General features: G+C 68.0%; 14 protein-coding genes. 6 read left to right on the top strand and 8 right to left on the bottom strand.

Annotated elements, in window-relative coordinates:
• Positions 1 to 100: 100 nt before the first annotated feature.
• From ACTPOI_RS03265 to ACTPOI_RS03250, 4 genes are read right to left on the bottom strand one after another with little or no spacing between them, the layout of a single operon-like run.
• Positions 101 to 877 (bottom strand): ABC transporter ATP-binding protein, encoded by a 777-nt coding sequence (locus ACTPOI_RS03265; protein WP_440106359.1) that lies wholly within the window; start codon positions 875 to 877, stop codon positions 101 to 103.
• Positions 877 to 1,656: an ABC transporter ATP-binding protein gene (locus tag ACTPOI_RS03260; RefSeq protein ID WP_440106357.1), complete on the bottom strand. Its 780-nt coding sequence runs from the start codon at positions 1,654 to 1,656 to the stop codon at positions 877 to 879. Before ACTPOI_RS03260 ends, ACTPOI_RS03265 begins: the two co-directional genes overlap by 1 nt.
• Entirely contained in the window at positions 1,649 to 3,559 is a 1,911-nt protein-coding gene (locus tag ACTPOI_RS03255) for an ABC transporter permease (RefSeq protein ID WP_440106355.1), read from the bottom strand. Before ACTPOI_RS03255 ends, ACTPOI_RS03260 begins: the two co-directional genes overlap by 8 nt.
• A 39-nt stretch (positions 3,560 to 3,598) precedes the next feature.
• On the bottom strand, positions 3,599 to 4,750 hold the full coding sequence (locus tag ACTPOI_RS03250; RefSeq protein ID WP_440108254.1) for an ABC transporter substrate-binding protein: 1,152 nt from the start codon (positions 4,748 to 4,750) through the stop codon (positions 3,599 to 3,601).
• A 265-nt stretch (positions 4,751 to 5,015) separates the two neighbouring features.
• On the opposite strand from ACTPOI_RS03250, the gene ACTPOI_RS03245 reads away from it, so the two are divergent.
• A complete protein-coding gene (locus tag ACTPOI_RS03245; protein ID WP_440106353.1) occupies positions 5,016 to 5,789 on the top strand; it encodes a ferredoxin--NADP reductase in 774 nt (257 codons plus the stop codon).
• A gap of 66 nt (positions 5,790 to 5,855) precedes the next feature.
• Here the strand turns inward: ACTPOI_RS03245 and ACTPOI_RS03240 are convergent, their stop codons facing one another.
• Complete coding sequence (locus ACTPOI_RS03240) at positions 5,856 to 6,740, bottom strand: glycine zipper 2TM domain-containing protein (RefSeq protein WP_440106351.1); 885 nt, start codon at positions 6,738 to 6,740, stop codon at positions 5,856 to 5,858.
• Positions 6,741 to 6,873: 133 nt separating this feature from the next.
• Positions 6,874 to 7,815 carry a YihY/virulence factor BrkB family protein gene (locus ACTPOI_RS03235; protein ID WP_440108253.1) on the bottom strand — a complete coding sequence of 314 codons (942 nt, stop codon included), beginning with the start codon at positions 7,813 to 7,815 and terminating at the stop codon, positions 6,874 to 6,876.
• Between the two features lie 267 nt (positions 7,816 to 8,082).
• On the opposite strand from ACTPOI_RS03235, the gene ACTPOI_RS03230 reads away from it, so the two are divergent.
• The 5 genes from ACTPOI_RS03230 (at position 8,083) to ACTPOI_RS03210 (ending at position 14,258) form a co-directional block, all read left to right on the top strand.
• On the top strand, positions 8,083 to 8,856 hold the full coding sequence (locus tag ACTPOI_RS03230) for an SDR family oxidoreductase (RefSeq protein ID WP_069104378.1): 774 nt from the start codon (positions 8,083 to 8,085) through the stop codon (positions 8,854 to 8,856).
• A 123-nt stretch (positions 8,857 to 8,979) separates the two neighbouring features.
• Positions 8,980 to 10,206, top strand: a complete 1,227-nt coding sequence (locus ACTPOI_RS03225) for an acyl-CoA dehydrogenase family protein (RefSeq protein ID WP_440106348.1) — start codon at positions 8,980 to 8,982, stop codon at positions 10,204 to 10,206.
• Between the two features lie 26 nt (positions 10,207 to 10,232).
• On the top strand, positions 10,233 to 11,927 hold the full coding sequence (locus ACTPOI_RS03220; protein ID WP_440106346.1) for a long-chain fatty acid--CoA ligase: 1,695 nt from the start codon (positions 10,233 to 10,235) through the stop codon (positions 11,925 to 11,927).
• 310 nt (positions 11,928 to 12,237) lie between these two features.
• Entirely contained in the window at positions 12,238 to 13,398 is a 1,161-nt protein-coding gene (locus tag ACTPOI_RS03215) for a serine hydrolase domain-containing protein (RefSeq protein ID WP_440106344.1), read from the top strand.
• A 248-nt stretch (positions 13,399 to 13,646) separates the two neighbouring features.
• The gene (locus ACTPOI_RS03210; RefSeq protein ID WP_440106342.1) at positions 13,647 to 14,258 is read left to right on the top strand and encodes a shikimate kinase; all 612 of its coding nucleotides are present in this window, start codon (positions 13,647 to 13,649) and stop codon (positions 14,256 to 14,258) included.
• A gap of 9 nt (positions 14,259 to 14,267) precedes the next feature.
• On the opposite strand, the gene ACTPOI_RS03205 is transcribed toward ACTPOI_RS03210, so the two are convergent.
• Both ACTPOI_RS03205 and ACTPOI_RS03200 read right to left on the bottom strand, forming a co-directional pair.
• Positions 14,268 to 15,458 carry a glycoside hydrolase 100 family protein gene (locus ACTPOI_RS03205; protein WP_440106340.1) on the bottom strand — a complete coding sequence of 397 codons (1,191 nt, stop codon included), beginning with the start codon at positions 15,456 to 15,458 and terminating at the stop codon, positions 14,268 to 14,270.
• A 216-nt stretch (positions 15,459 to 15,674) separates the two neighbouring features.
• The gene (locus ACTPOI_RS03200; protein ID WP_440106338.1) at positions 15,675 to 19,895 is read right to left on the bottom strand and encodes a beta strand repeat-containing protein; all 4,221 of its coding nucleotides are present in this window, start codon (positions 19,893 to 19,895) and stop codon (positions 15,675 to 15,677) included.
• Between the last annotated feature and the right edge of the window lie 117 nt (positions 19,896 to 20,012).

Raw genomic sequence — 20,012 nt, 5'->3', positions numbered from 1 at the left:
CACCAAGGCGGATCAAGTGCCGCGCGCGGCTTCGACAGGCTCACCCCGAACGGGTGGTGAAGGTGCAAGCCACGAAACCAGCCCTTATGGTTTCCTGCCTCTAAACGCCCAGATAGTTCCTGCGCACTTCGTCGCTGGCCACCACCTCGGCCATGCTGCCGTGGTGGGCGATCTGGCCTTGCTCGATGAGGTAGGCGCGGTCGGCTACGGCCTGGGCGAAGGGCAGGTTTTGCTCGCACAGCAGCACGCTCACGCCCTGCGCCTTGAGCGCGCGGATGGTGCGGGCCATCTGCTGCACGATAAGCGGCGCCACGCCTTCCGACGGCTCATCCAGCAGCACCAGCAGCGGCTGGCCCATGAGGGTGCGGGCCACGGTCAGCATTTGCTGCTCGCCGCCGCTCATGCGGCCGCCGGGGCGCTGGGGCATTTCGCCCAGGTTGGGGAATAGGGCAAACAGCTTCTCGGGCGTCCACTCAGGGGCGGGCGCGCCATCGGGCCAGCGGCGCGGGGGCTGGCGGCCTACCTGCAGGTTTTCTAGCACGGTCAGGTCGGTGAAGATGCGGCGGTCTTCCGGCACGTAGCCCAGGCCCAGGCGGGCGATGTGGTGCGGCTCGCTGCGGGCAATGCTCTGCCCCAGAAATTGCACGCTACCCTGCCGCGCCACCATGCCCATGATGGCCTTGAGCGTGGTGGACTTGCCTGCGCCGTTGCGCCCCATCAGGGCCACGACCTCGCCCCTGCCGACGTGCAGCGACACGTCAAACAGGATTTGCGCTGCGCCGTACCAGGCGTTGAGCGACTGCACCTGCAGGACGGGCGTGGTGGCCGTGACGGGCGTGACGGGCGTGGTGGATGTGGTGGTGGCGGTGTCGCTCATCACAGGGCCTCCCCGGCTGCCTCGAACCCGGTGCCCAGGTAGGCCTGCTGCACGCGCGCATCGGCCTGGATCTGCTCGGGCGTGCCCTCGGCCAGCAGGCGGCCGCGCACCAGCACCAGCACGCGGTCGGCGTGGCCAAACACCACGTCCATGCTGTGCTCGGTAAACAGCACGCCCATGCGGCGCTCGCGTGCGATCTGGCGCGTGAGCGCCATCAGCGCCTGGCGCTCGGCCGGGGCCATGCCGGCGGTGGGCTCGTCCATCAGCAGCAGGCGCGGCGCATGGGCCAGCGCCAGGGCCAGTTCCACGCGCTTGACGTCGCCGTAGGCCAGCGCGCTGCAGGGGCGCTCTGCCTGCGCGGCCATGCCCACCTGGTCCAGCAGGGCCAGGGCATCGGCGCGGCGGTGCAGGCCCGCGCGGCGCCAGAAGCGGTAGATGCGGCGGTCGGCCGACAGCAGCGCCATCTGCACGTTTTCCAGCACGGTCAGCGATGCAAAGGTTTCGGCAATCTGAAACGTGCGGCCCACGCCGTGGCGCCAGATGGTGCGTGGCGGTAGGCCGGTGATGTCCAACCCGCCCAGCAATACCTGCCCGGCATCGGGCCGGAGCTGGCCGCCCACCATGTTGAAGGTGGTGGACTTGCCAGCGCCGTTGGGGCCGATGAGGGCCAGCATCTCGCCGGCGGCCAGCGCAAAGCCCACATCGTCGACCGCCTGCACGCCGCCAAAGGCACGGCACAGGCCCGCTACACGCAACAGTGGTTGCAGCGCTTCAGCCATGTGCACCCCCCGGCCCTGCGCGCCGTGCGTGCCACCACTGCGCCAGCTGCTGACCAGCCCCTGCCAGCCCCTGCGGGAACAACAGCACCAGCAGCAGCATGGTGCCGCCCAGCACGGCGCGCCAGTAGTCGGTGTTGCGGGCCACGGTGTCGTGCAGCCAGGTGAACACGGCTGCGCCCACCAGCGGGCCCGACAGCGTTTGCACGCCGCCCAGCAGCACCATCACCAGCCCGTCGACCGACTTGCCGACCGACAACGCATCGGGCGAGATGCTGCCCTTGGAAAACACATACAGCGCGCCAGCCAGCCCCGCCATCACCCCGGCCACCACAAAGGCGACCCACTGCAGGCGGCGCACGTCCACCCCCAGCGCATCGGCGCGCAGGGCGGAGTCGCGGGCGGCGCGCAGCGCCAGGCCAAAGGGCGCCAGCAGCATGCGGCGCAGCAGCAGCACGGCGGCTGCCACCACCACCAGCGTGAGGCCGTAGTACGTGATCGGGCTGGCCAGCCACGCAGCAGGCCACACGCCCGTGATGCCGTTGCTGCCGCCCGTGACCGCGTCCCACTGGTAGCACAGCGCCCAGGTGATCTGTGCAAACGCCAGCGTGAGCATGGTGAGGTACACGCCCGACAGGCGCACGCACAGCCAGCCGTACAGCAGCGCGCCCAGGCCCGCGGCCAGCGGGGCCAGCAGCAGCACCAGCTCCATCTGCACACCGGCGCTGCGCACCAGCAGGGCCGCCGCGTACGCGCCCAGCCCAAAGTACGCCGCATGCCCAAAAGAATGCAGCCCGCCGGGGCCCATGATGAAGTGCAGGCTGCTGGCAAACAGGGCGGCCACCAGCACATCGACCAGCAGCACAGGCAGGTACGGGAACGCGCCTGCCACCAGCGGCACCAGGGCCAGCAGCGCCAGCACAGCCCAGCCCAGGCGGCGCACACCGGTGCTGGCGGGGCGCAGCGGTGGCTCGGCATGGGCCAGTGCGCGCACCGCCGCCTGCGGGCGGCCCAGCAGGCCCCAGGGGCGCCATACCAGCACCACTGCCATCACCACAAACTCGACCACCAGCGTCATCTTGGACAGCGAAAGGCTCACGCCCGCCACCTCGACGAGCCCGAGCCAGATGCACAGGGCCTTGAGCTCGGCTATCAACAGCGCCGCGAAAAACGCCCCGGTAATCGACCCCATGCCACCCACCACCACCACGACAAACGCGGCGCCGATGGTGAGCAAATCCATCTCCAGGTGGGCGGGCTCACGCGGCAGCTGCAGGGCGCCCGCCAGCCCGGCCAGCAGCGCGCCCAGCGCAAACACTGAAGTGAACAGCCAGGCCTGGTTGACGCCCAGGGCGCCCACCATTTCGCGGTCTTGCGTAGCGGCGCGCACCAGCGTGCCCCAGCGCGTGCGGTGCAGCAGCAGCCACAGCAGGCCCAGCACCACCGGGCCCACAGCCATCAAGAACAGGTCATACACCGGGAACTGCCGGCCCAAAATGGGCACCGCACCTTCCAGCCCCGGCGCACGCGGGCCAAACAGTTCTTCAGGCCCCCAGGCCCACAGCACCGCATCCTTGATGACCAGCACCAGCGCAAACGTGGCCAGCAGCTGAAACAGCTCGGGCGCGCGGTAGATGCGGCGCAGCAGCGCCACCTCGACCACCGCACCCAGCAGGCCGGTGGCCAGCGGCGCCAGCAGCAGCGCGGGCCAGAAGCCCACTGCAGGCGCCAGCCGCTCGACCAGCGTGTACGCCAGGTAGATGCCCAGCATGAAGAACGAGCCATGCGCAAAATTGACGATGCGCATGACGCCAAAAATGAGCGACAGCCCCGCCGCCACCAGGAAGAGCGACGACGCGGACGCCAGCCCGTTGAGCAGTTGAACGACGAGGCCTGAAAAACTCACAGGCAGGGGTTTTGGTGCGTGCCAGCTTCGGAAGCGGCCTCAGTCGGCAGGCCGCAGCTTGCGCACCTCGTCGGCATTGGGCTGAAAGCGCGCGCCGTCGGCATAGCGGAAGTCGACCATCACGCCCTTGCCGCCGTCGTTGCGCGTCTTGCCCACAAAGGCACCCATGGTGGACTGGTTGTCTTCGGGCCGGTAGCGGATGGGGCCAAAGGGCGACATCAGTTCCAGCCCCTTGAAGGCGGCGATGAGCTTTTCGGTATCGGCCCCGCCCGCCTTGCGCATGCCCGCGGCCAGCGACTGCACGGCCGAATAACCTACCACCGAGCCCAGGCGCGGGTGGTCCTTGAACCTGGCCTGGTAGGCCTTGAGGAACGCCTGGTGCTCGGGCGTGTTGATGCCATACCAGGGGTAGCCCGTCACCGTCCAGCCGCTCGGGGCCTCGTTCTTGAGCGGGTCCAGGTATTCGGGCTCCCCCGTCAGCAGGCTCACCACCTCGCGCCCCTGGAACAGGCCGCGGGTGTTGCCCTCGCGCACAAAGCGCGAAAGGTCGGCCGCAAACAGCACGTTGAAGATGGCATCGGGCTTGGCGTCGCCCAGGGCCTGCACCACGCTGCCTGCATCGACCTTGCCCAGCGGCGGGGCCTGCTCGGCCACAAATTCCACATCGGGCTGGGCCTGCTTGAGCAGCCGCTTGAACGTGGCGGCAGCCGACTGGCCGTATTCGTAGTTGGGGTAGACGATGGCCCAGCGCTTTTTCTTCAGCGCCGCGGCCTCTGGCACGAGCATGGCCACTTGCATGTAAGTGGAGGCGCGCAGGCGGTAGGTGTAGCGGTTACCGTTCTCCCACACGATCTTGTCGGTCAACGGCTCGGCGGCCAGGAAGAACACCTTTTTCTGGCGGGCATAGTCCGTCAGCGCCAGGCCAATGTGCGACAGGAAGCTGCCCATCAGCACATCAACCTTCTCGCGGGCGAGCAGCTCGTCGGCCGCGCGCACGGCGTCGCCGGGGCTGGCGTTGTCGTCGCGGATGATGAGTTCGATCTTGCGGCCGGCGATGCCGCCAGCGGCATTGACCTCGTCCACCGCCAGTTCCATGCCCTTGCGGTAGGGCTCCAGAAAGGCCGGCTGCGCCTTGTAGCTGTTGATTTCACCGATGCGGATGGGCGCCTGCGCCAGCGCAGAACCCGCCATCAGCCCCACGCCCCACAGCGGCAAAAGGGTTCGGAGCAAGGCAGTGCATAAGGGCATGACTTTTCTTTCGTTTGAATCCGGGGGTTGAGGATCGACAATGTACCCTCGCGCGCTTTTGACTAACAATAGCGGGCTTTGCCAGCAGCCACGGGCCATTTTGGGCTCTGGGGGGCGCCAGCCGAGTCCGTTGCCAACGCCCCTCGCCAACGCCGCGCGTTGTGCCGCCGGGGCTGCTGCTTTCCGATTTTCATCCTTTCAAGAAACCATGAGTGCCTTTCTCGAAGAACGCGTTCTGACCGTCCACCACTGGACGGACCGGCTGTTCAGCTTCACCACCACGCGCGACCCCGCACTGCGGTTCTCGAACGGCCACTTCACCATGATCGGGCTGAAGGTCGATGGCAAGAACCTGCTGCGTGCCTACTCCATTGCCAGCCCCAACTGGGAAGAGCACCTGGAGTTCCTGTCCATCAAGGTGCCCGACGGCCCGCTGACCTCGCGCCTGCAGAACATCCAGGTGGGCGACACCATCATCGTCGGCAAGAAGCCCACCGGCACGCTGCTCATCGACTACCTGCTGCCCGGCAAGAACCTGTACCTGATCGGCACCGGTACGGGCCTGGCGCCGTGGTTGTCCATCGTGCGAGACCCTGAAACCTACGAGCGCTTTGAAAAAGTGGTGGTGGTCCACGGCGTGCGCGAGGTGAATGAACTGGCCTACCAGGACCTGTTCGAAAAAGAGCTACCCAACCACGAACTGCTGGGCGAAATCGTGCGCGACAAGCTGATCTACTACCCCACCGTGACGCGCGAGCCCTTCCGCAACCAGGGCCGCATCACGGACCTGATCAACAACGGCACCTTCCCCGCCAACATTGGCCTGCCACCGCTGGACCCGCTGACCGACCGCGTGATGCTGTGCGGCAGCCCCGCCATGCTGGCCGACCTGAAGGTCATGCTGGAAAAGCGCGACTTTGAAGAAGGCAACACCAGCACGCCCGGCGACTTCGTGGTGGAGCGTGCCTTCGTCGAGAAGTGACCGGTTCATTCGCCAAGCAACAAAAAAGGGAGCCTCGGCTCCCTTTTTGCTGTCTGCTTGCTGCGTTCACTGGCGCGTAGACACATAGCCCGGCTGCGCCGCCGTGGCGTAGCCGCCCGGGGCTGGCTGCTGCGGTTGCGGCGCGGCGTAGCCCTCGTCGGCCACGCGGAACCCGTTGCCCTGCAGCACCACGGGCGTGCCCACGGCTGGCGGCTGCGCCCGCTGGAAGCGCCGCACCGAGCCATCTTCCATGCGGATCGCGACTTGGTACGTTGTCTGCGTGCGCGTGCGCTCCTCGATCTTGTGGCCCGCATAGCCGCCGCCCACCGCACCCAGCACCGTGGCCGCCGTGCGGCCCGATCCCTTGCCGATCTGGTTGCCCACCACGGCACCCAGCACCCCACCGGCCACAGCGCCCACGCCGGTGGCGGGTGCTGCCTGCTGTACGGCCTGCACCGACTCGACCCGACCACAGGTGGCGCACAGCGGAGCAGCGCGGTTGTCGACAGTGCGCAAGGGTTGGCCGCCGCCATCGCGCAATGCAGGTGCCGCCTGCTCAGGGGCGCCAGCGGCATACTGCGCCCCGGATGGGGCCGCGTACCCGGCCGGGGCTGCTGCGGCACGATTGTTGATGGGGGCCCTTGCGGAAGGCGCTGGCGCACGGCCCTCGGTGATGATTTCGGAATCTGGCGTGCGCTGTGCGGGCGCCAAGGTGGCCGTCGCAGCCGGGGCTGCGGCGGCCACGGGGGCAGCGGTGTCGACACCTGGCCCACGCGCCTGCCATACCAGTGCAGCGCCCAGCGCCACCACGCTCAGGCCCAGGCCGCCGATGGCCGCCCACATCCATTTCAGGGACGGGCCATAGGCTGATGGGGCAGACGATGCCGACGATGCGGTGGTGGCCAGGCCATCGGCCGCGGGTGCAGAGGCGTGTGGAACGATGAGGGGCATGGCGGTTTCTCCAAATACCGGTCGAGCCGGCTGACTGACAGGTGGGCAGGTTAGCGGCCCTGCGCTGGGTCAGCCCTTTCCAGCCTGTAAAGGACGTAAGCAGCTGTGCCAGCCTCCCCCAGCGCCCACGGTCTCAACCAGGTTGCGCCGCCGCGCCCTCCTTTGCCGCCTGCGCGTCGCGCGCCTGCTGGAAGGCTCGCGCGCAGCTTGCAGAGAACAACAGCACCGCCGACGAGAAGTAGATCCACATCAGCAACACCACCAGCGAGCCCGCCGCACCATAGGCCGACACCACAGCGGCCGTGCTGAGGTACCACGCCAGCAGCTGCTTGCCCACGGTGAACAGCGTGGCCCCCACCACAGCCCCGCCCACCAGGCAGCGCATGGGCGGCTTGGTACCTACACCGATGCGCATCAGCCCCACGAACAGCGCCACCGCAAAGCCGAACGCCACCGCCTCGTTGAGCACCTGGATGGCCGGGGCCAGCGGCGCAAACGACAGGTGCACCCCCGCCCAGCCCGCGAACAGGTTGATGAGCGTGGACATGGCCAGCGACACCATGAGCAGGAACCCCAAGGCCAGCACATAGGCGAGCCCGCGCAGCCTCAGCGAAGCCATGCGCCACCACGCCGCGCCCTCCGCGACCGGGCCGTCGCCGCGCCACAGATGCGACAGGGCCGACTGCAGCTCCACAAACACCCCGGTAGCCCCGGAAAGCAGCACCACAAAACCGACGATGGACGCCAGCCGCCCCTCGGCGGGCTCCTGCGCGCTGACCAGCGCCTGCCGGATCACGTCGGCCACCTGCTGGCCCATCACGGCCTGCACCTGCGCGATCAGGCTGGATTCGAGATACGTGCGGTCCATCCACCAGCCCATCACGCCCACCAACAGCAGCAGCAGGGGCGCCAGGCTGAGCATGCCGTAGAACGACATGGCGGCACTCATGCGCAGACCGTCCGCATCCAGCCACATCTGCGCGGCCCGGCCGAAGGGCACAAACGGCTTCCACACCGGCTCCAGCGCATGGGCGATGTGTTGCAGGGCATTGCGGGGCTGGGGCCGGGGTTCCATGGTGGCAGGGCGTGCGGGTGCAGTCATCGCGCGAGCGTAAGCGCTGCGCCGGCGGCGCGCCATCCCATGTTGACCCCTCGCGGGGTAGGCGGCATCCCACAGCCGCATGGCTGCGCACCGGGGTGCGGCGCGTGGCGAGTGTCCAAAGTGACAGCCCGCCGGGCGCTGCCTCGCTAGCATGCCCAGCACGAATGGCAGACCGGCAGACCCGGCCTGGCGCGCTGCCAACACATCACGATACCCCACAACATCCCCAAGGAGACACCCATGAGCGTGCGACAACTTTTTGACCTGACCGGCCAGGTGGCCCTGGTGACCGGCGGCTCGCGCGGGCTGGGCCTGCAGATGGCCGAGGCCTTGGGCGAGATGGGCGCCAAGCTGGCCATCAGCGCGCGCAAGGCCGACGAGCTGGCCGAGGCCAAAGCGCACCTGGAAGGCATGGGCTACGAAGTGCTCACGGTGGTGAACGACCTGCAGAAAACAGAAGGTATACCCGGCCTGGTGGACCAGGTGATCGAGCGCTTTGGCACCATCGACATCCTGGTGAACAACGCCGGCGCCACCTGGGGCGCCAAGGCCGAGGACTACCCCGATGCCGCCTGGCACAAGGTGATGGACCTGAACGTGAGCGCGCCGTTCTTCCTGTCGCGCGAAGTGGGCAAGCGCTGCATGATCCCGCGCGGCAAGGGCAGCATCATCGTCACGGCCTCGGTGGCGGGCCTCAAGGGCACGCCGCCCGGCATGAACACCATTGCCTACAACACCTCCAAGGCCGCGGCCATCCACTTTGCGCGCACGCTGGCGTCTGAATGGGGCCACTACGGCATCCGCGTCAATGCGATCTGCCCCGGCTTTTTCCCCAGCAAGATGGCCAGCGGCCTGATCGAAAAGCTCGGCCCTGCCATGGTCGAGCGCACACCGCTGCGCCGCATTGGCGGCGAAGAGGACCTCAAGGGCGCGGTGGTGTTTCTGGCGTCCAACGCCTCGCGCCACATCACCGGTGAATCCATCGTGGTGGACGGCGGCGCCAGCCTGATCTGACACCCACCGGCCCTGCACTGCAGCCACTGGCGCGCAGGCGCCGACTCAGGGCCGCAGTCGACCGCGCTGCGCCGCGCCAGCCAGCGCATCCATCCCGCAAGCTATTCCCCCAAAGGACTCCCCATGGACTTCACCTACTCACCCAAGGTCATCGACCTGCAGCAGCGCCTGACGGCGTTCATGGAGGAGCACATCTACCCCGCCGAAGCCGTGTACCACCACGAGGTGGCCGAGAACCGAAAGGCCGGCAACCCGTGGCAGCCCACCCGGGTGATGGAAAAGCTCAAGGCTGCTGCGCGCGCCGAAGGGCTGTGGAACCTGTTCCTGCCCGAGTCCGAACTCGGTGCGGGCCTGACCAACCTCGAATACGCACCGCTGTGCGAGATCATGGGCCGCTCGCACATCGCGCCCGAGACCTTCAACTGCGCCGCGCCCGACACCGGCAACATGGAGACGCTGGCCCGCTACGCCACGCCTGCGCAGCAGCAGCGCTGGCTGCTGCCGCTGCTCGACGGCACCATCCGCTCGGCCTTTGCCATGACCGAGCCCGACGTGGCCTCGTCGGACGCCACCAACATCGAGGCGCGCATCACGCGCGACGGCGACCACTACGTGATCAACGGCCGCAAGTGGTGGACATCGGGCGCGCCCGACCCGCGCTGCCAGATCCTCATCGTGATGGGCAAGACGGACCCCGACCACGTGAATCGCCACCAGCAGCAGTCGATGATCCTCGTGCCCATGGACACGCCCGGCGTGACGATGGAGCGCGCGCTGTCGGTGTTTGGCTACGACCATGCGCCACACGGCCATGGCGAGGTGAGCTTTGAGAACGTGCGCGTGCCGGTCGAGAACATTCTGCTGGGCGAAGGCCGCGGCTTCGAGATTGCCCAGGGCCGCCTGGGCCCCGGGCGCATCCACCACTGCATGCGCCTGATCGGCGTGGCTGAGCGCGCGCTGGAGCTGATGTGCCAGCGCGCCCTGTCGCGCACGGCGTTTGGCCGCAAGGTGGCCGACCAGGGCGTGACGCGCGAGCGCATTGCCAACGCCCGCATCCTCATCGACCAGGCACGCTTTCTGGTGCTGAATGCCGCGCAGATGATGGACACCGTGGGTAACAAGGTCGCCCGCAAGGAGATCGCGATGATCAAAGTGGCCGCGCCCGCGATGGCCTGCCAGGTGATCGACTGGGCGATGCAGGTGCACGGTGGCGGCGGCGTGAGCGACGACTTCCCGCTGGCTGCGGCCTACGCGCAGGCCCGCACGCTGCGGTTTGCCGACGGCCCCGATGAAGTGCACCGCAATGCCATCGCCAAGGACGAGCTGGCACGGCACCTCAAGCGCGGCTGAGTGCCCGCAATTACCCAGCGCACCGCATGTCTGACCGCCACCTCGCCCACTGGCCGCCCGGCCTGCCCCGCCACCTCACACTGCCGCAGACCCATCTGTTCCACAACGCGCAGGTGTCTGCCGCGCGCTACCCCGACAAGCCCTACCTGGTGTTCTACGACACGCAGGTGACCTTCCGGCAGTTCGAGCAGCAGGCCGAGCAGATTGCGGGCTACCTGCAGCAACATTGCGGCGTGAAGGCCGGCGACCGCGTGCTGCTGTACATGCAGAACAGCCCGCAGTGGATTCTGGCGTTCTACGGCATCCTGCGCGCCAACGCGGTGGTGGTGCCGGTGAACCCCATGAACCTGACCGACGAACTGCGCCACTACGTGCACGACAGCGGCGCTACGGTGGCCTTCGTCGCCCAGGACCTGCACGCGCAAGTGCAGCCGCTGGTGGGCGAGGAGGGCGGGCTGCAGCAAGTGGTGGTGGCTGCATACAGCGACTATCTGCAGGTGCCCACCGACCTGCCGGTGCCCACCTTTGTGTCCGCCCCGCGCCAGGCCATCGACGCCCCTGGCGTCACGCTGTGGAGCGACATGCTGGCGCGCCAGTGCACGCCGGGCCCGCTGACAGCCGGGCCGGATGACCTGTGCGTGATGCCCTACACATCGGGCACCACCGGTCACCCCAAGGGCTGCATGCACACCCACCGCAGCGCCATGAGCACGCTGGTGGGCGGGGCGCAGTGGTTCTCGCGCACGCAGGATTCGACCTACCTCGCAGTGCTGCCGCTGTTCCACGTCACGGGCATGTCGGGCAGCATGAACGGGCCGCTGTTCATCGGCGCCACCGTGGTGGTGCTGCCCCGGTGGGACCGCGACGCCACGGCGCAGCTCATGCAGCGCTACCGCATCAGCATCTGGCAGGCCATATCGACCATGGTGGTCGACTTTTTGGCCAACCCGCGGCTGGGTGAATACGACATCTCCAGCCTGCAGGCGGTGCGCGGCGGCGGCGCCGCCATGCCCAAGGCCGTGGCGCAGCGCTTGCGTGACCTGACGGGGCTGGAGTACGTGGAGGGATACGGCATGTCTGAAACCATGGCCGCCACGCACATCAACCCGCCGCACCGGCCCAAGCCGCAATGCCTGGGCATACCGGTGTTTGACGTGGATGCGCGCGTGGTGGACCCCGCCACCTTTGCCGAGCTGCCCCCGGGCGGAACCGGCGAGATCGTGGTGCACGGCCCGCAGGTGATGCAGGGCTACTGGAACAACCCGCAGGCCACGGCCGACAGCTTCATCACCCTCGACGGCAAGCGCTTTCTGCGCACGGGCGACCTGGCGCAGGTGGACGAAGACGGCTACTTCTTCATGGTGGACCGGCTCAAGCGCATGATCAATGCGTCGGGCTACAAGGTGTGGCCGGCCGAGGTCGAGGCCATGATGTACGCGCACCCCGCCATCCTCGAGGTCTGCGTGATCGCCGCGCACGATGACAAGCGCGGCGAGACGGTGAAGGCGGTGGTGGTGCTGCGCGATGGCTACACGGGCCAGGTCACCGAACAGGACGTGATCGACTGGAGCCACCAGCACATGGCCGCGTACAAGAGCCCGCGCATCGTGCAGTTTGTGGGCAGCCTGCCCAAGTCGGCCACGGGCAAGGTGCAGTGGCGTGCACTGCAGGAGCAGGAACGCGCGGCCGCCACAGCCCATGCCCCGGGCGGTGCGGGCTGATGGAGGACCGCACAGGCCCGCACCGCCCTGCCCCATACGCTACTACATTGATAGCAATATTGGCATATAGATCATGGGCTCCAGGCCAAAACCACCCAAAAACACCCCAAAAGGCGCCTGGATGGGCCTGGAGCCGGCCCGCAGCGCTGCACCTTATGCCCCCCGCATGCAGCGGCCATGCACAGCGCGGCTGGTTATGCAAAATGCACCGTAACCGGCGCGCACAGCGCCACCCTCCCGTTCGGGCAGGCTGCCGCCAGGCGGCACTTGCGTCTTTTCTTTCTTCACCGCCCATACAGGCTGCCTCCCCATGCACGAACCCTCCCTCGCCCGCCTGGTTCAGGTTCTGCGCAACGATGTCGACAAGGGCCTGCTGCCCGGAGCGGTAGCGCTGGTACACCACCGCGGCGCCACGGTGCTGCACGAGGCCGTGGGCCTGCAGCGGCCCGCTGCCAGCGGCCAGACCCCGGTGCCCATGGCGCCCGACACGATCTTTCGCATCTACTCCATGACCAAGCCCATCGCATCGCTGGTGGCGATGATGCTGATGGAAGAAGGCCGTCTGCTGCTGGGGAATCCGGTAGCACAGTACCTGCCTGCGTTTGCCGGCCAGCGCGTGTACGACGAAGCCACGGGGCAGACCACGCCGGTGGCGCGCGAGGCCACCGTGCACGACCTGCTGCGCCACACCGCGGGCCTGAGCTATGCGTGGGAGGCGGGCACCATCCCGGATGCCTACCGCACTGCGCGCGTCGGCTCGCGCCGCCACACCAACGCCCAGCTGGCGGCCGCCCTGGGCCCGCTGCCGCTGGTGCACCAGCCCGGCAGCCGCTGGGAATACAGCCGCGCCACCGACGTGCTGGGCGCCGTGCTGGAGGTGGTGGAGGGCGAGCCGCTGGCTGCCATCCTGCAGCGCCGGGTGTTCGGCCCGCTGGGCATGGTTGACACGGGCTTTCATATACCCGCCGACCAGCTGCACCGGCTGGCCGAGCCGTTTGCCAAGGACCCGCTGACGGGCGATGCCGTGGCGCTGATCGATGTGTCGGCGCCGCCCGCGTTTGAATCCGCCGGCGGCGGGCTGGTGTCGACCGCTTCCGACTACGCGCGCTTCTTGCAGCTGATGCTGGGGCGCGGCACCGCCACCGGCCTGCCCGGTACGGACGGCCCGGTGCGCCTGGCCAGCCGCGCCACCATCGACTTCATGACCGCCGACCACCTGGGCAGCATCCCCACCGCCGGCGACATCCTGCCCACGGGCTACGGCTTCGGCCTGGGCGTGGCGGTACGCACCGCCACGGGCCTGACCACGCGCCCCGGCACGGCCGGTCACTACAGCTGGAGCGGAATGGGCGGCACGTACTTCTTTGTGGACCCGGCCGAGGACCTGTTTGCCATGGTGCTGGCGCAGGCGCCAGGCCAGCTGCGCTACCTGTGCGAGCTGTACCCGGCGCTTGTATACGCGGCTCTGTGATCAGGACACTCCCCTGAGCGGCCTTGCCGCTTCCCCCGGCTCTCGTGCTATGCGCGGGCAGGGGGACAACGCCCTCGCTGCGGGACGGCCCTTGCTCGGCGTCCCTGGCTGGGGTGGCGCCAGTTGCAAAGGCTACGCCATACATCAGGCGCCGAAGGAGCCAGGCTTACACTCAGCGTCCAGTTACGGCACGCAGCGTCCTCACGCACCGTTGGCACGCCCATCCCCCAGACCTATTTCTTGAACCTATGCAGATTCGCTGCGCACTGGTCGGCATGCCCGGCTCGGGCAAATCCACCGTCGGCCGGCAACTGGCCCACCGCCTGGGGGTTTCTTTCGTCGATCTGGACCACCGGCTGGAGCAGTACTTGGGGACCAGCATCCGCCACTTCTTTGAAACCGAAGGCGAAGCGCGCTTTCGCGATATCGAAGCGCAATTGCTGGCCGAGCTGACCGAGCAGCCGGGCGGCATGGTGCTTTCCACGGGCGGGGGCGCGGTGCTGCGCCCCGAGAACCGCGCGGTGCTCCACCGCTTTGGCAACGTGCTCTACCTGCGTGCAGCGCCCGAAGAAATCTACAAGCGCGTGCGGCATGACCGCAGCCGCCCGCTGCTGCAGGTGGGCAACCCGCTGGAGAAGCTGCGCGAGCTGTACGCCGTGCGCGACCCCCTGTACCGCGAGACGGCCCACTACGTGATCGAGACCGGCCGCCCCACGGTGAGCACGCTGGTCAACATGATCATGATGCAGCTGGAGATGGCGGCCGCGGGCGGGGGCGATGCCGCGGCAGAGGCCCCGGCAGCAGTGCCGGTGGCTGCGCCCGAAACCGCCCCCACAGGCGCGCCGCTAGAGCCGCGCTGACGCGCCCCGCTACCAGGCGCTGGCTTCGCCCCGCAGGGCCCGCAGCGCGAGCAGAAAGGTGGCGGCATTCCAGCTCTGCCCGGCCATCCCCATCGGCGCCAGCGTGCGGCCATGGAACCACTCGGTAAAGCGCCAGTCATCCATGGCATTGGTGCGGGCCAGTTTGGCAAGCTCTGCCCAGCCCTGCGCTGGCAGCCCCACCCGGGCCAGCGCCATCACCCAGAACCCGCCGACAAACGGCCAGATGCCGCCGTTGTGGTACTGGTGCTCCAGGTTCTGCTGGTGCCGGCCCATGTAGGCGCGCCACTGCGGGTGCTGGTCGGACAGCGGGCGCAGCACCACGCGCAGGGGGTACGGATCGCTGGCGCGCGCCGCCGCAATGGCGTTGGTGATGCCATGCGCCATGGCTTCATCAGCCAGGCCGCACTGGATGGCCAGCAGGTTGCCAAACACATCTCCCTCGTCGCCCACCACCGCCAGGTTCACGAAGCTCAGGTACAGCTCCAGATCGCTGCGTCCGCGGCGCGCGTAGTGCTGCAGCAGGCGCGCGCGGTGGTATTCGTGTAGGTCGTTCTGGAACGGGTTGAACAGGTGGTTGAAGTGGTGGTGCGTGTCCTCGGCATGGCACAGGCCAAAGCGCCGCTTCACGTCAAACCACAGGGCGTTGGTGTACAGCACATAGCCCGAGCGCGGCATGATGTCGGCCCAGTCGCTGGCCTCGTTTTGCTGCAGCAGCCGAAAATGCTGGTGCTCCTGCGCCAGCAGCCAGTTCAAGGCCCGCGCCACGCCGTCGGCCCAGCGGTCGGCCGCCACGGCGCCGTGCCGGCGCACATGGTCCACGCCGATCAGCCACCATAGCGTGGCATCGATGCAGCCCAGGTACCAGAAATCGGCATCGCGCCCCTCGGGGTCCACATATTTCGGGATCTGGCCGTTGGCAGCCTGCTGCGCCGCCAGCGCATCGAGGCTGGCCACCGCGCCCTCTTCCAGCGCCGCCACGCCGCTGCCGCACATGGCCATCACGCAGATCGCGGCATCGCGCCCGAAGATGCGCGTGTAGCGCCGCGCCACCGCCGCGGGCGTGCGGCTGGCGGCCAGGATGCCGTGGGGTGTGAGGTTGCGCTCGAGCAACTGCATCGACGCCTGCGCACAGGCATCGATGAGGTCGCGCGCTTCGCTGTCGGCGCGCGGGGCGGTCATGGGGCGCACGCGCGCCACAGGCGGCTGGTGGTATCAAAGTGGGGCACAGGCCGCAGACTAGCGCCAACTCAGCCCCCGCGGCCCGGCCTGCAAAGGCAGTTACTTGCTGTTGCGTAAGCGGCCACCGCGCCGCCGAAGCCGTTGCCGAGGGCCTTTTTGAATCAAAAGTGCTTGTAGCCCCTTCTGAAATTGGCTTGGTTGCTATGTTTTTTGATATCACCGACCTCGACCCAGCGGCACCCCGGTTCGGTACCGTCGCCAGGCGGTCACGGCTGCAAGGGCCAGCGCGATCAGCCACGGCAGGCCGTCTCCCAGCGGCACGGCGGTGAGCGCGCCGGGACCCACCCCCGGCCCGCCCGCATCGATGACCTGGCCATCCGCAGCCAGGTTGTCATCGCCCAGTGCGCCGTCGGTGATGGAGAACGTGACAACGGAACCCGCAATGCCGGCACCCAGCGTGTACCAGTGCGGCGCGGCGTTGGTGGGTGTAGGGCCGTACTTCCAGTACTGCACGTTGCCGGGCAGCCCGGTGGGATACGTGATGGTGAACTGCAGCGTGCTGCCGGGCGTGCAGCCCGTGGTGGCAAAGTCAAACAGGCCGTGCGGGAACTGCACGCCCTGGGGCGCCGAATTCGCGGGCGGGCTGGCCGCATTGCCCGTGAGCGGAATGAACTGCGCACTGGAGAACACGCACCCTGCGCCACCGCCGGTGAACGACGCCGTGATGTTGCCGCCGCCCGTGGGCGACGGGCCGGTGAAGCTCTTGCTCTGGACCACCGAGAGGGTGTAGGCACGGCTACCGGTGTAGGGCGTGGCGCTGCTGTCGCTGGCCGTAACGGTGAAGTTGTACGTGCCTGTGGCCCCCGCCGTGCCACTGAGCACGCCCGCGCTGGTCAGCGTAAGCCCCGGCGGCAGTGCCCCTGCCGTGACGGCGAAGGTGTGCGGCGCAATGCCGCCTGAGGCCGTCAGCGCCTGGCTGTAGGCGGTATAGGCCTGCGCACTGGGCAGCGTGGCCGGGGCCACGGCGATGGTGGGCGCGGCCACGGTCAGCACCACCGTGCCCCCGCCGCTGAACGGGCCGGTGCCCGTGCTGCTGTCGGTGGCCGACAGATTCAGGTTGACCGAACCGGCCGCAGTGGGCGTGCCCGACACGGTAGCCGTGGTGGTGGTGGTCGCGGTCACCGACAGGCCTGCGGGCAGGTTCAGCACCTGGATGCCCGTGTACGGTGCGGCACCGCCGCCCCAGGTGAAGGTCTGCGAATACGCATTGCCCACCGTGGCACCCAATGGCCCGGCCGGGGTGACCGCGATGGTGGGTGGGCTCACGGTCAGCGTGACCGTGGCGGGCGCCGACGTGCCAGAGCCATTGGTGGCCGTGTAGGTAAAGCTGTCAGGGCCCGCATACCCGGCCGTGGGCGTGTACTGGATGGTGGCACCCGTGGCGCTGGTAGTGCCATGGCTGGGCGATGTCACGACGGCCACCGACGTGGCGGCGCCACCGGTGATGTTCAACGGCACGGTGTTGGACGAAGAGCCGTACGCCACCGTGTGGGCCGAGTTGTTGGCCACCGGTACCGCGTCCGCCACGGCAACCGTGTAGGTGCGCAACGCGGTGAAGGGACCGGTACCGGTGCTGCTGTCGGTGGCGGTCACGGTGAAGTTGAAGGAGCCCGTTGCTGTGGGCGTGCCAGACAGCACACCGGCGCCCGTCAGGGTGAGGCCGCCCGGCAGGGCGCCCGCGGTGATGGCATAGGTGTACGGCGCGGTGCCGCCCGATGCGGCGAGGTTGGTCGTCGCATAGGGCACGGTGCGGGTCCCGCCAGGCAAGGTCGCGGGCGTGATCGACAACGTGGGTGCACCTACAGCCAGGGTATAGGCTTGCGCGCCCGCAAACGGGCCCGGGAACGGGCTGCTGTCACTTGCCGTGACCGTGAAGCCGAAGCTGCCAGCCGCGGTAGGCGTGCCTGAAAGCACGCCAGAGGGCGACAGCGAAAGCCCTGCCGGAACAGCGCCTGCAGTGATGGCGAAACTGTAGGGGCCGGTGCCGCCGCTGGCGGTCAGGGTCTGGCTGTAAGCCACGGCCACCGTGCTGCCCGCCAGAGTGGCGGGGCTGACCGTGACAGGCACATCATCGTTGGCGATGGTGCCCACCCCCTGGTTGTCGGTGATCGTGGCATTGGTCGCGCCGCTGAGGTTGACGAAGAAAGTTTCGTTCGCCTCGGGCACGGTCTCGCCGATCACGGGAACGGTGATGGTGCGTGTGGTCTGTCCCGGCGTGAATGTGAGCGTGCCGGAGGCGCTGGTGTAGTCCGCCGGCTGGGTGGCGGTGCCATCGGCCGTGGCGTAGTTCACCGACACCGTCTGGCCGCTGGCCGCGTTCAGCGTGACCGTGAGGACAGCGCTGGCGGTACCTGCGTTGCCTTCCACCACCGAAACGTCGTCAATGGACAGTCCGGGCAGCGGGTCGTCATTCACGATCGTGCCCACACCCTGACCATCCACCACGACGGCATTTGTGACGCCAGTCACGTTAACGAAGAAGGTCTCGCTGGGTTCGTTGAGCGTGTCGCCATTGACCAGCACGGTAAACATGTAGGTGGTGGAGCCCGCCGGGATGGTCTGGCTGGTGAGGCTGTTGGCAACATAGTCGGTACCTGCCGTGGCGGAACCATTGGCGGTGGCGATGTTGAAGTTGACTCCGCCCGGCCCGGCTGGCGCGCTCAGGCTCACCGTGAACGTGAAGTTGGTGATGCCCGCATTGCCTTCATTCAGGCTCACGTCATTGATGGTGAGGTTGGGCAGGTCGTCGTTGAGGATGGTGCCCGTAGCACTGTTGGGCACACCCACGGTATAGCCTGCGCCCGCCGCCAGCGTGAGCGTCACGGTCTCGTCGGCTTCAATGGTGGCGTCGGCAGTCGGGTTGACGGTGATCGTGCCGGTAGTGTTGCCGGCGGGAATGACAAGCGGTGAAGCGACCGTGGCGTAGTCCGTGCCGTTGGTGGCGGTACCTCCGATCGTGAAATTCACCGAAGTGGCACTGAAGGAAGCCTGATTGAGACTGACCGTGAAAACCAGACTCGGAGCGCCGTCCTCGGCCACGGAGGCGGGAGCGACAGAGATCGTGGCACTGGGCACGTCGTCATTGAGGATGGTGCCGGTGGCACTGGAAGGTGCGCCCACCGTGTAACCCGTCCCTGCTGCCACGGTCAGGATGACGGTTTCATCGGGCTCCACCGTACCGTCCACCGCGGGGTCGATCACGATCGTGGCCGTGGTGGCCCCGGCCGGAATGGTCACAGTCGCCACACCACCCGTGAAATCGGTACCGGAAGTGGCCGTGCCGCTGGTGGTGATGTTGACGACCGTGGGAGAGGACAGGTTCAGGCTTCGGGTGACGGTGTAGGTCAGGTTGGCCGCACCGTCTTCCGACACGCTCGCCGGTGATACGGCCATCGACACCGAGGGCGGCGGACTCACCGTAAGCGTGTAGTTTTCGACCTCGAAATACTGTCCAGGGCCCGTGCTGGAGTCCGTCACGCGGAGGGTGACCGGATAGTTGCCGGTTGCTGCCGAGGTGGTGCCACTGACCACGCCAGCGCTGGAAACGGCAATGCCCGCAGGGAAGGTCCCTGTTTCGAGCTGGTACACGTAGGGCGCCACGCCCCCAGTGGTGGACAGCGTCTGCGAAAAAGCCACGCTCTGGATCGCGGTGCCGCTGGGCGTGGCCAGGGTCAAGGTGGGGTTCGCCACGGTGCCTGTGTACCCCTTGTCCACGAACTGGGCCGTGGGGGTGGTGGCATCGGTCGAGCGCACGCTGAAGCTGTAGGCACCGCGCTCGGTGGGCGTGCCGCTGAGGACGCCGCCGCTGGTCAGGCTCAGGCCGGGCGGCAACACGCCGCTTTGCAGAGCGTAGCTGTACGGCGCCAGCCCGCCCGTGGATGTCAGCGTTTGCGAGAACGCCACACCCGCCGTGAGCGCAGGCAGTACGCCGGGCGACACCGTGATGGGCGACGCCGACGCGTTGATGGTGATGGTGAACTGGATGTCACCGATACCGCTCATGGACCCGTCGCTCAGCTCGAAGACATCGGTCGAGCCAATGCCTGTGCTGCCGTTGTGGCTGTAGTCGAGAAACCAGGCACCACTGACGTCACGCCGCGTGGTGGCGACACCATGGTCTTCCATGTTGGCGGTGCCGGAATTTCCGCCATCGATCCGGCCAATTCCGCCGAAGCCGGGCACCTCACAGTCGCTGATGTTGATCGTGACTGTGCCACCGGCCGTGACCGTAGCCGTCTGGGCCGGACATTCGCCCGAGGTGTGCTGGGCCTGGGCCTGCATGGGCGCGCACACCGCCAGTGCCAGCACGGCTGCGGCGCCCAGGCGCACGACTGCGCCACCGAGACGGCGTCTCAAAAGTCCCAATGTGTGCAGCATGGCAATCGCTCTCCCTTGTGGTCACTGGATGCCTGGCTGCGGACAGTGCCAGCGCCAGATGCTCCGTCCAGGCCGCAAGGGGCTGGTCCAGTCGCAGGCGATTACATGCGAGGTGCC

The sequence above is a fragment of the Acidovorax sp. BL-A-41-H1 genome (assembly GCF_051942715.1).
This window is presented reverse-complemented; position numbering and strand designations above follow the sequence as displayed.

Coding starts and splice junctions, on each gene's coding strand:
- ACTPOI_RS03210 (WP_440106342.1), top strand. CDS start 13,647: ATGCAGATTCGCTGCGCACTGGTCGGCATGCCCGGCTCGGGCAAATCC.
- ACTPOI_RS03245 (WP_440106353.1), top strand. CDS start 5,016: ATGAGTGCCTTTCTCGAAGAACGCGTTCTGACCGTCCACCACTGGACG.
- ACTPOI_RS03265 (WP_440106359.1), bottom strand. CDS start 877: ATGAGCGACACCGCCACCACCACATCCACCACGCCCGTCACGCCCGTC.
- ACTPOI_RS03235 (WP_440108253.1), bottom strand. CDS start 7,815: ATGGAACCCCGGCCCCAGCCCCGCAATGCCCTGCAACACATCGCCCAT.
- ACTPOI_RS03200 (WP_440106338.1), bottom strand. CDS start 19,895: ATGCTGCACACATTGGGACTTTTGAGACGCCGTCTCGGTGGCGCAGTC.
- ACTPOI_RS03215 (WP_440106344.1), top strand. CDS start 12,238: ATGCACGAACCCTCCCTCGCCCGCCTGGTTCAGGTTCTGCGCAACGAT.
- ACTPOI_RS03205 (WP_440106340.1), bottom strand. CDS start 15,458: ATGACCGCCCCGCGCGCCGACAGCGAAGCGCGCGACCTCATCGATGCC.
- ACTPOI_RS03260 (WP_440106357.1), bottom strand. CDS start 1,656: ATGGCTGAAGCGCTGCAACCACTGTTGCGTGTAGCGGGCCTGTGCCGT.
- ACTPOI_RS03250 (WP_440108254.1), bottom strand. CDS start 4,750: ATGGCGGGTTCTGCGCTGGCGCAGGCGCCCATCCGCATCGGTGAAATC.
- ACTPOI_RS03225 (WP_440106348.1), top strand. CDS start 8,980: ATGGACTTCACCTACTCACCCAAGGTCATCGACCTGCAGCAGCGCCTG.
- ACTPOI_RS03230 (WP_069104378.1), top strand. CDS start 8,083: ATGAGCGTGCGACAACTTTTTGACCTGACCGGCCAGGTGGCCCTGGTG.
- ACTPOI_RS03240 (WP_440106351.1), bottom strand. CDS start 6,740: ATGCCCCTCATCGTTCCACACGCCTCTGCACCCGCGGCCGATGGCCTG.
- ACTPOI_RS03220 (WP_440106346.1), top strand. CDS start 10,233: ATGTCTGACCGCCACCTCGCCCACTGGCCGCCCGGCCTGCCCCGCCAC.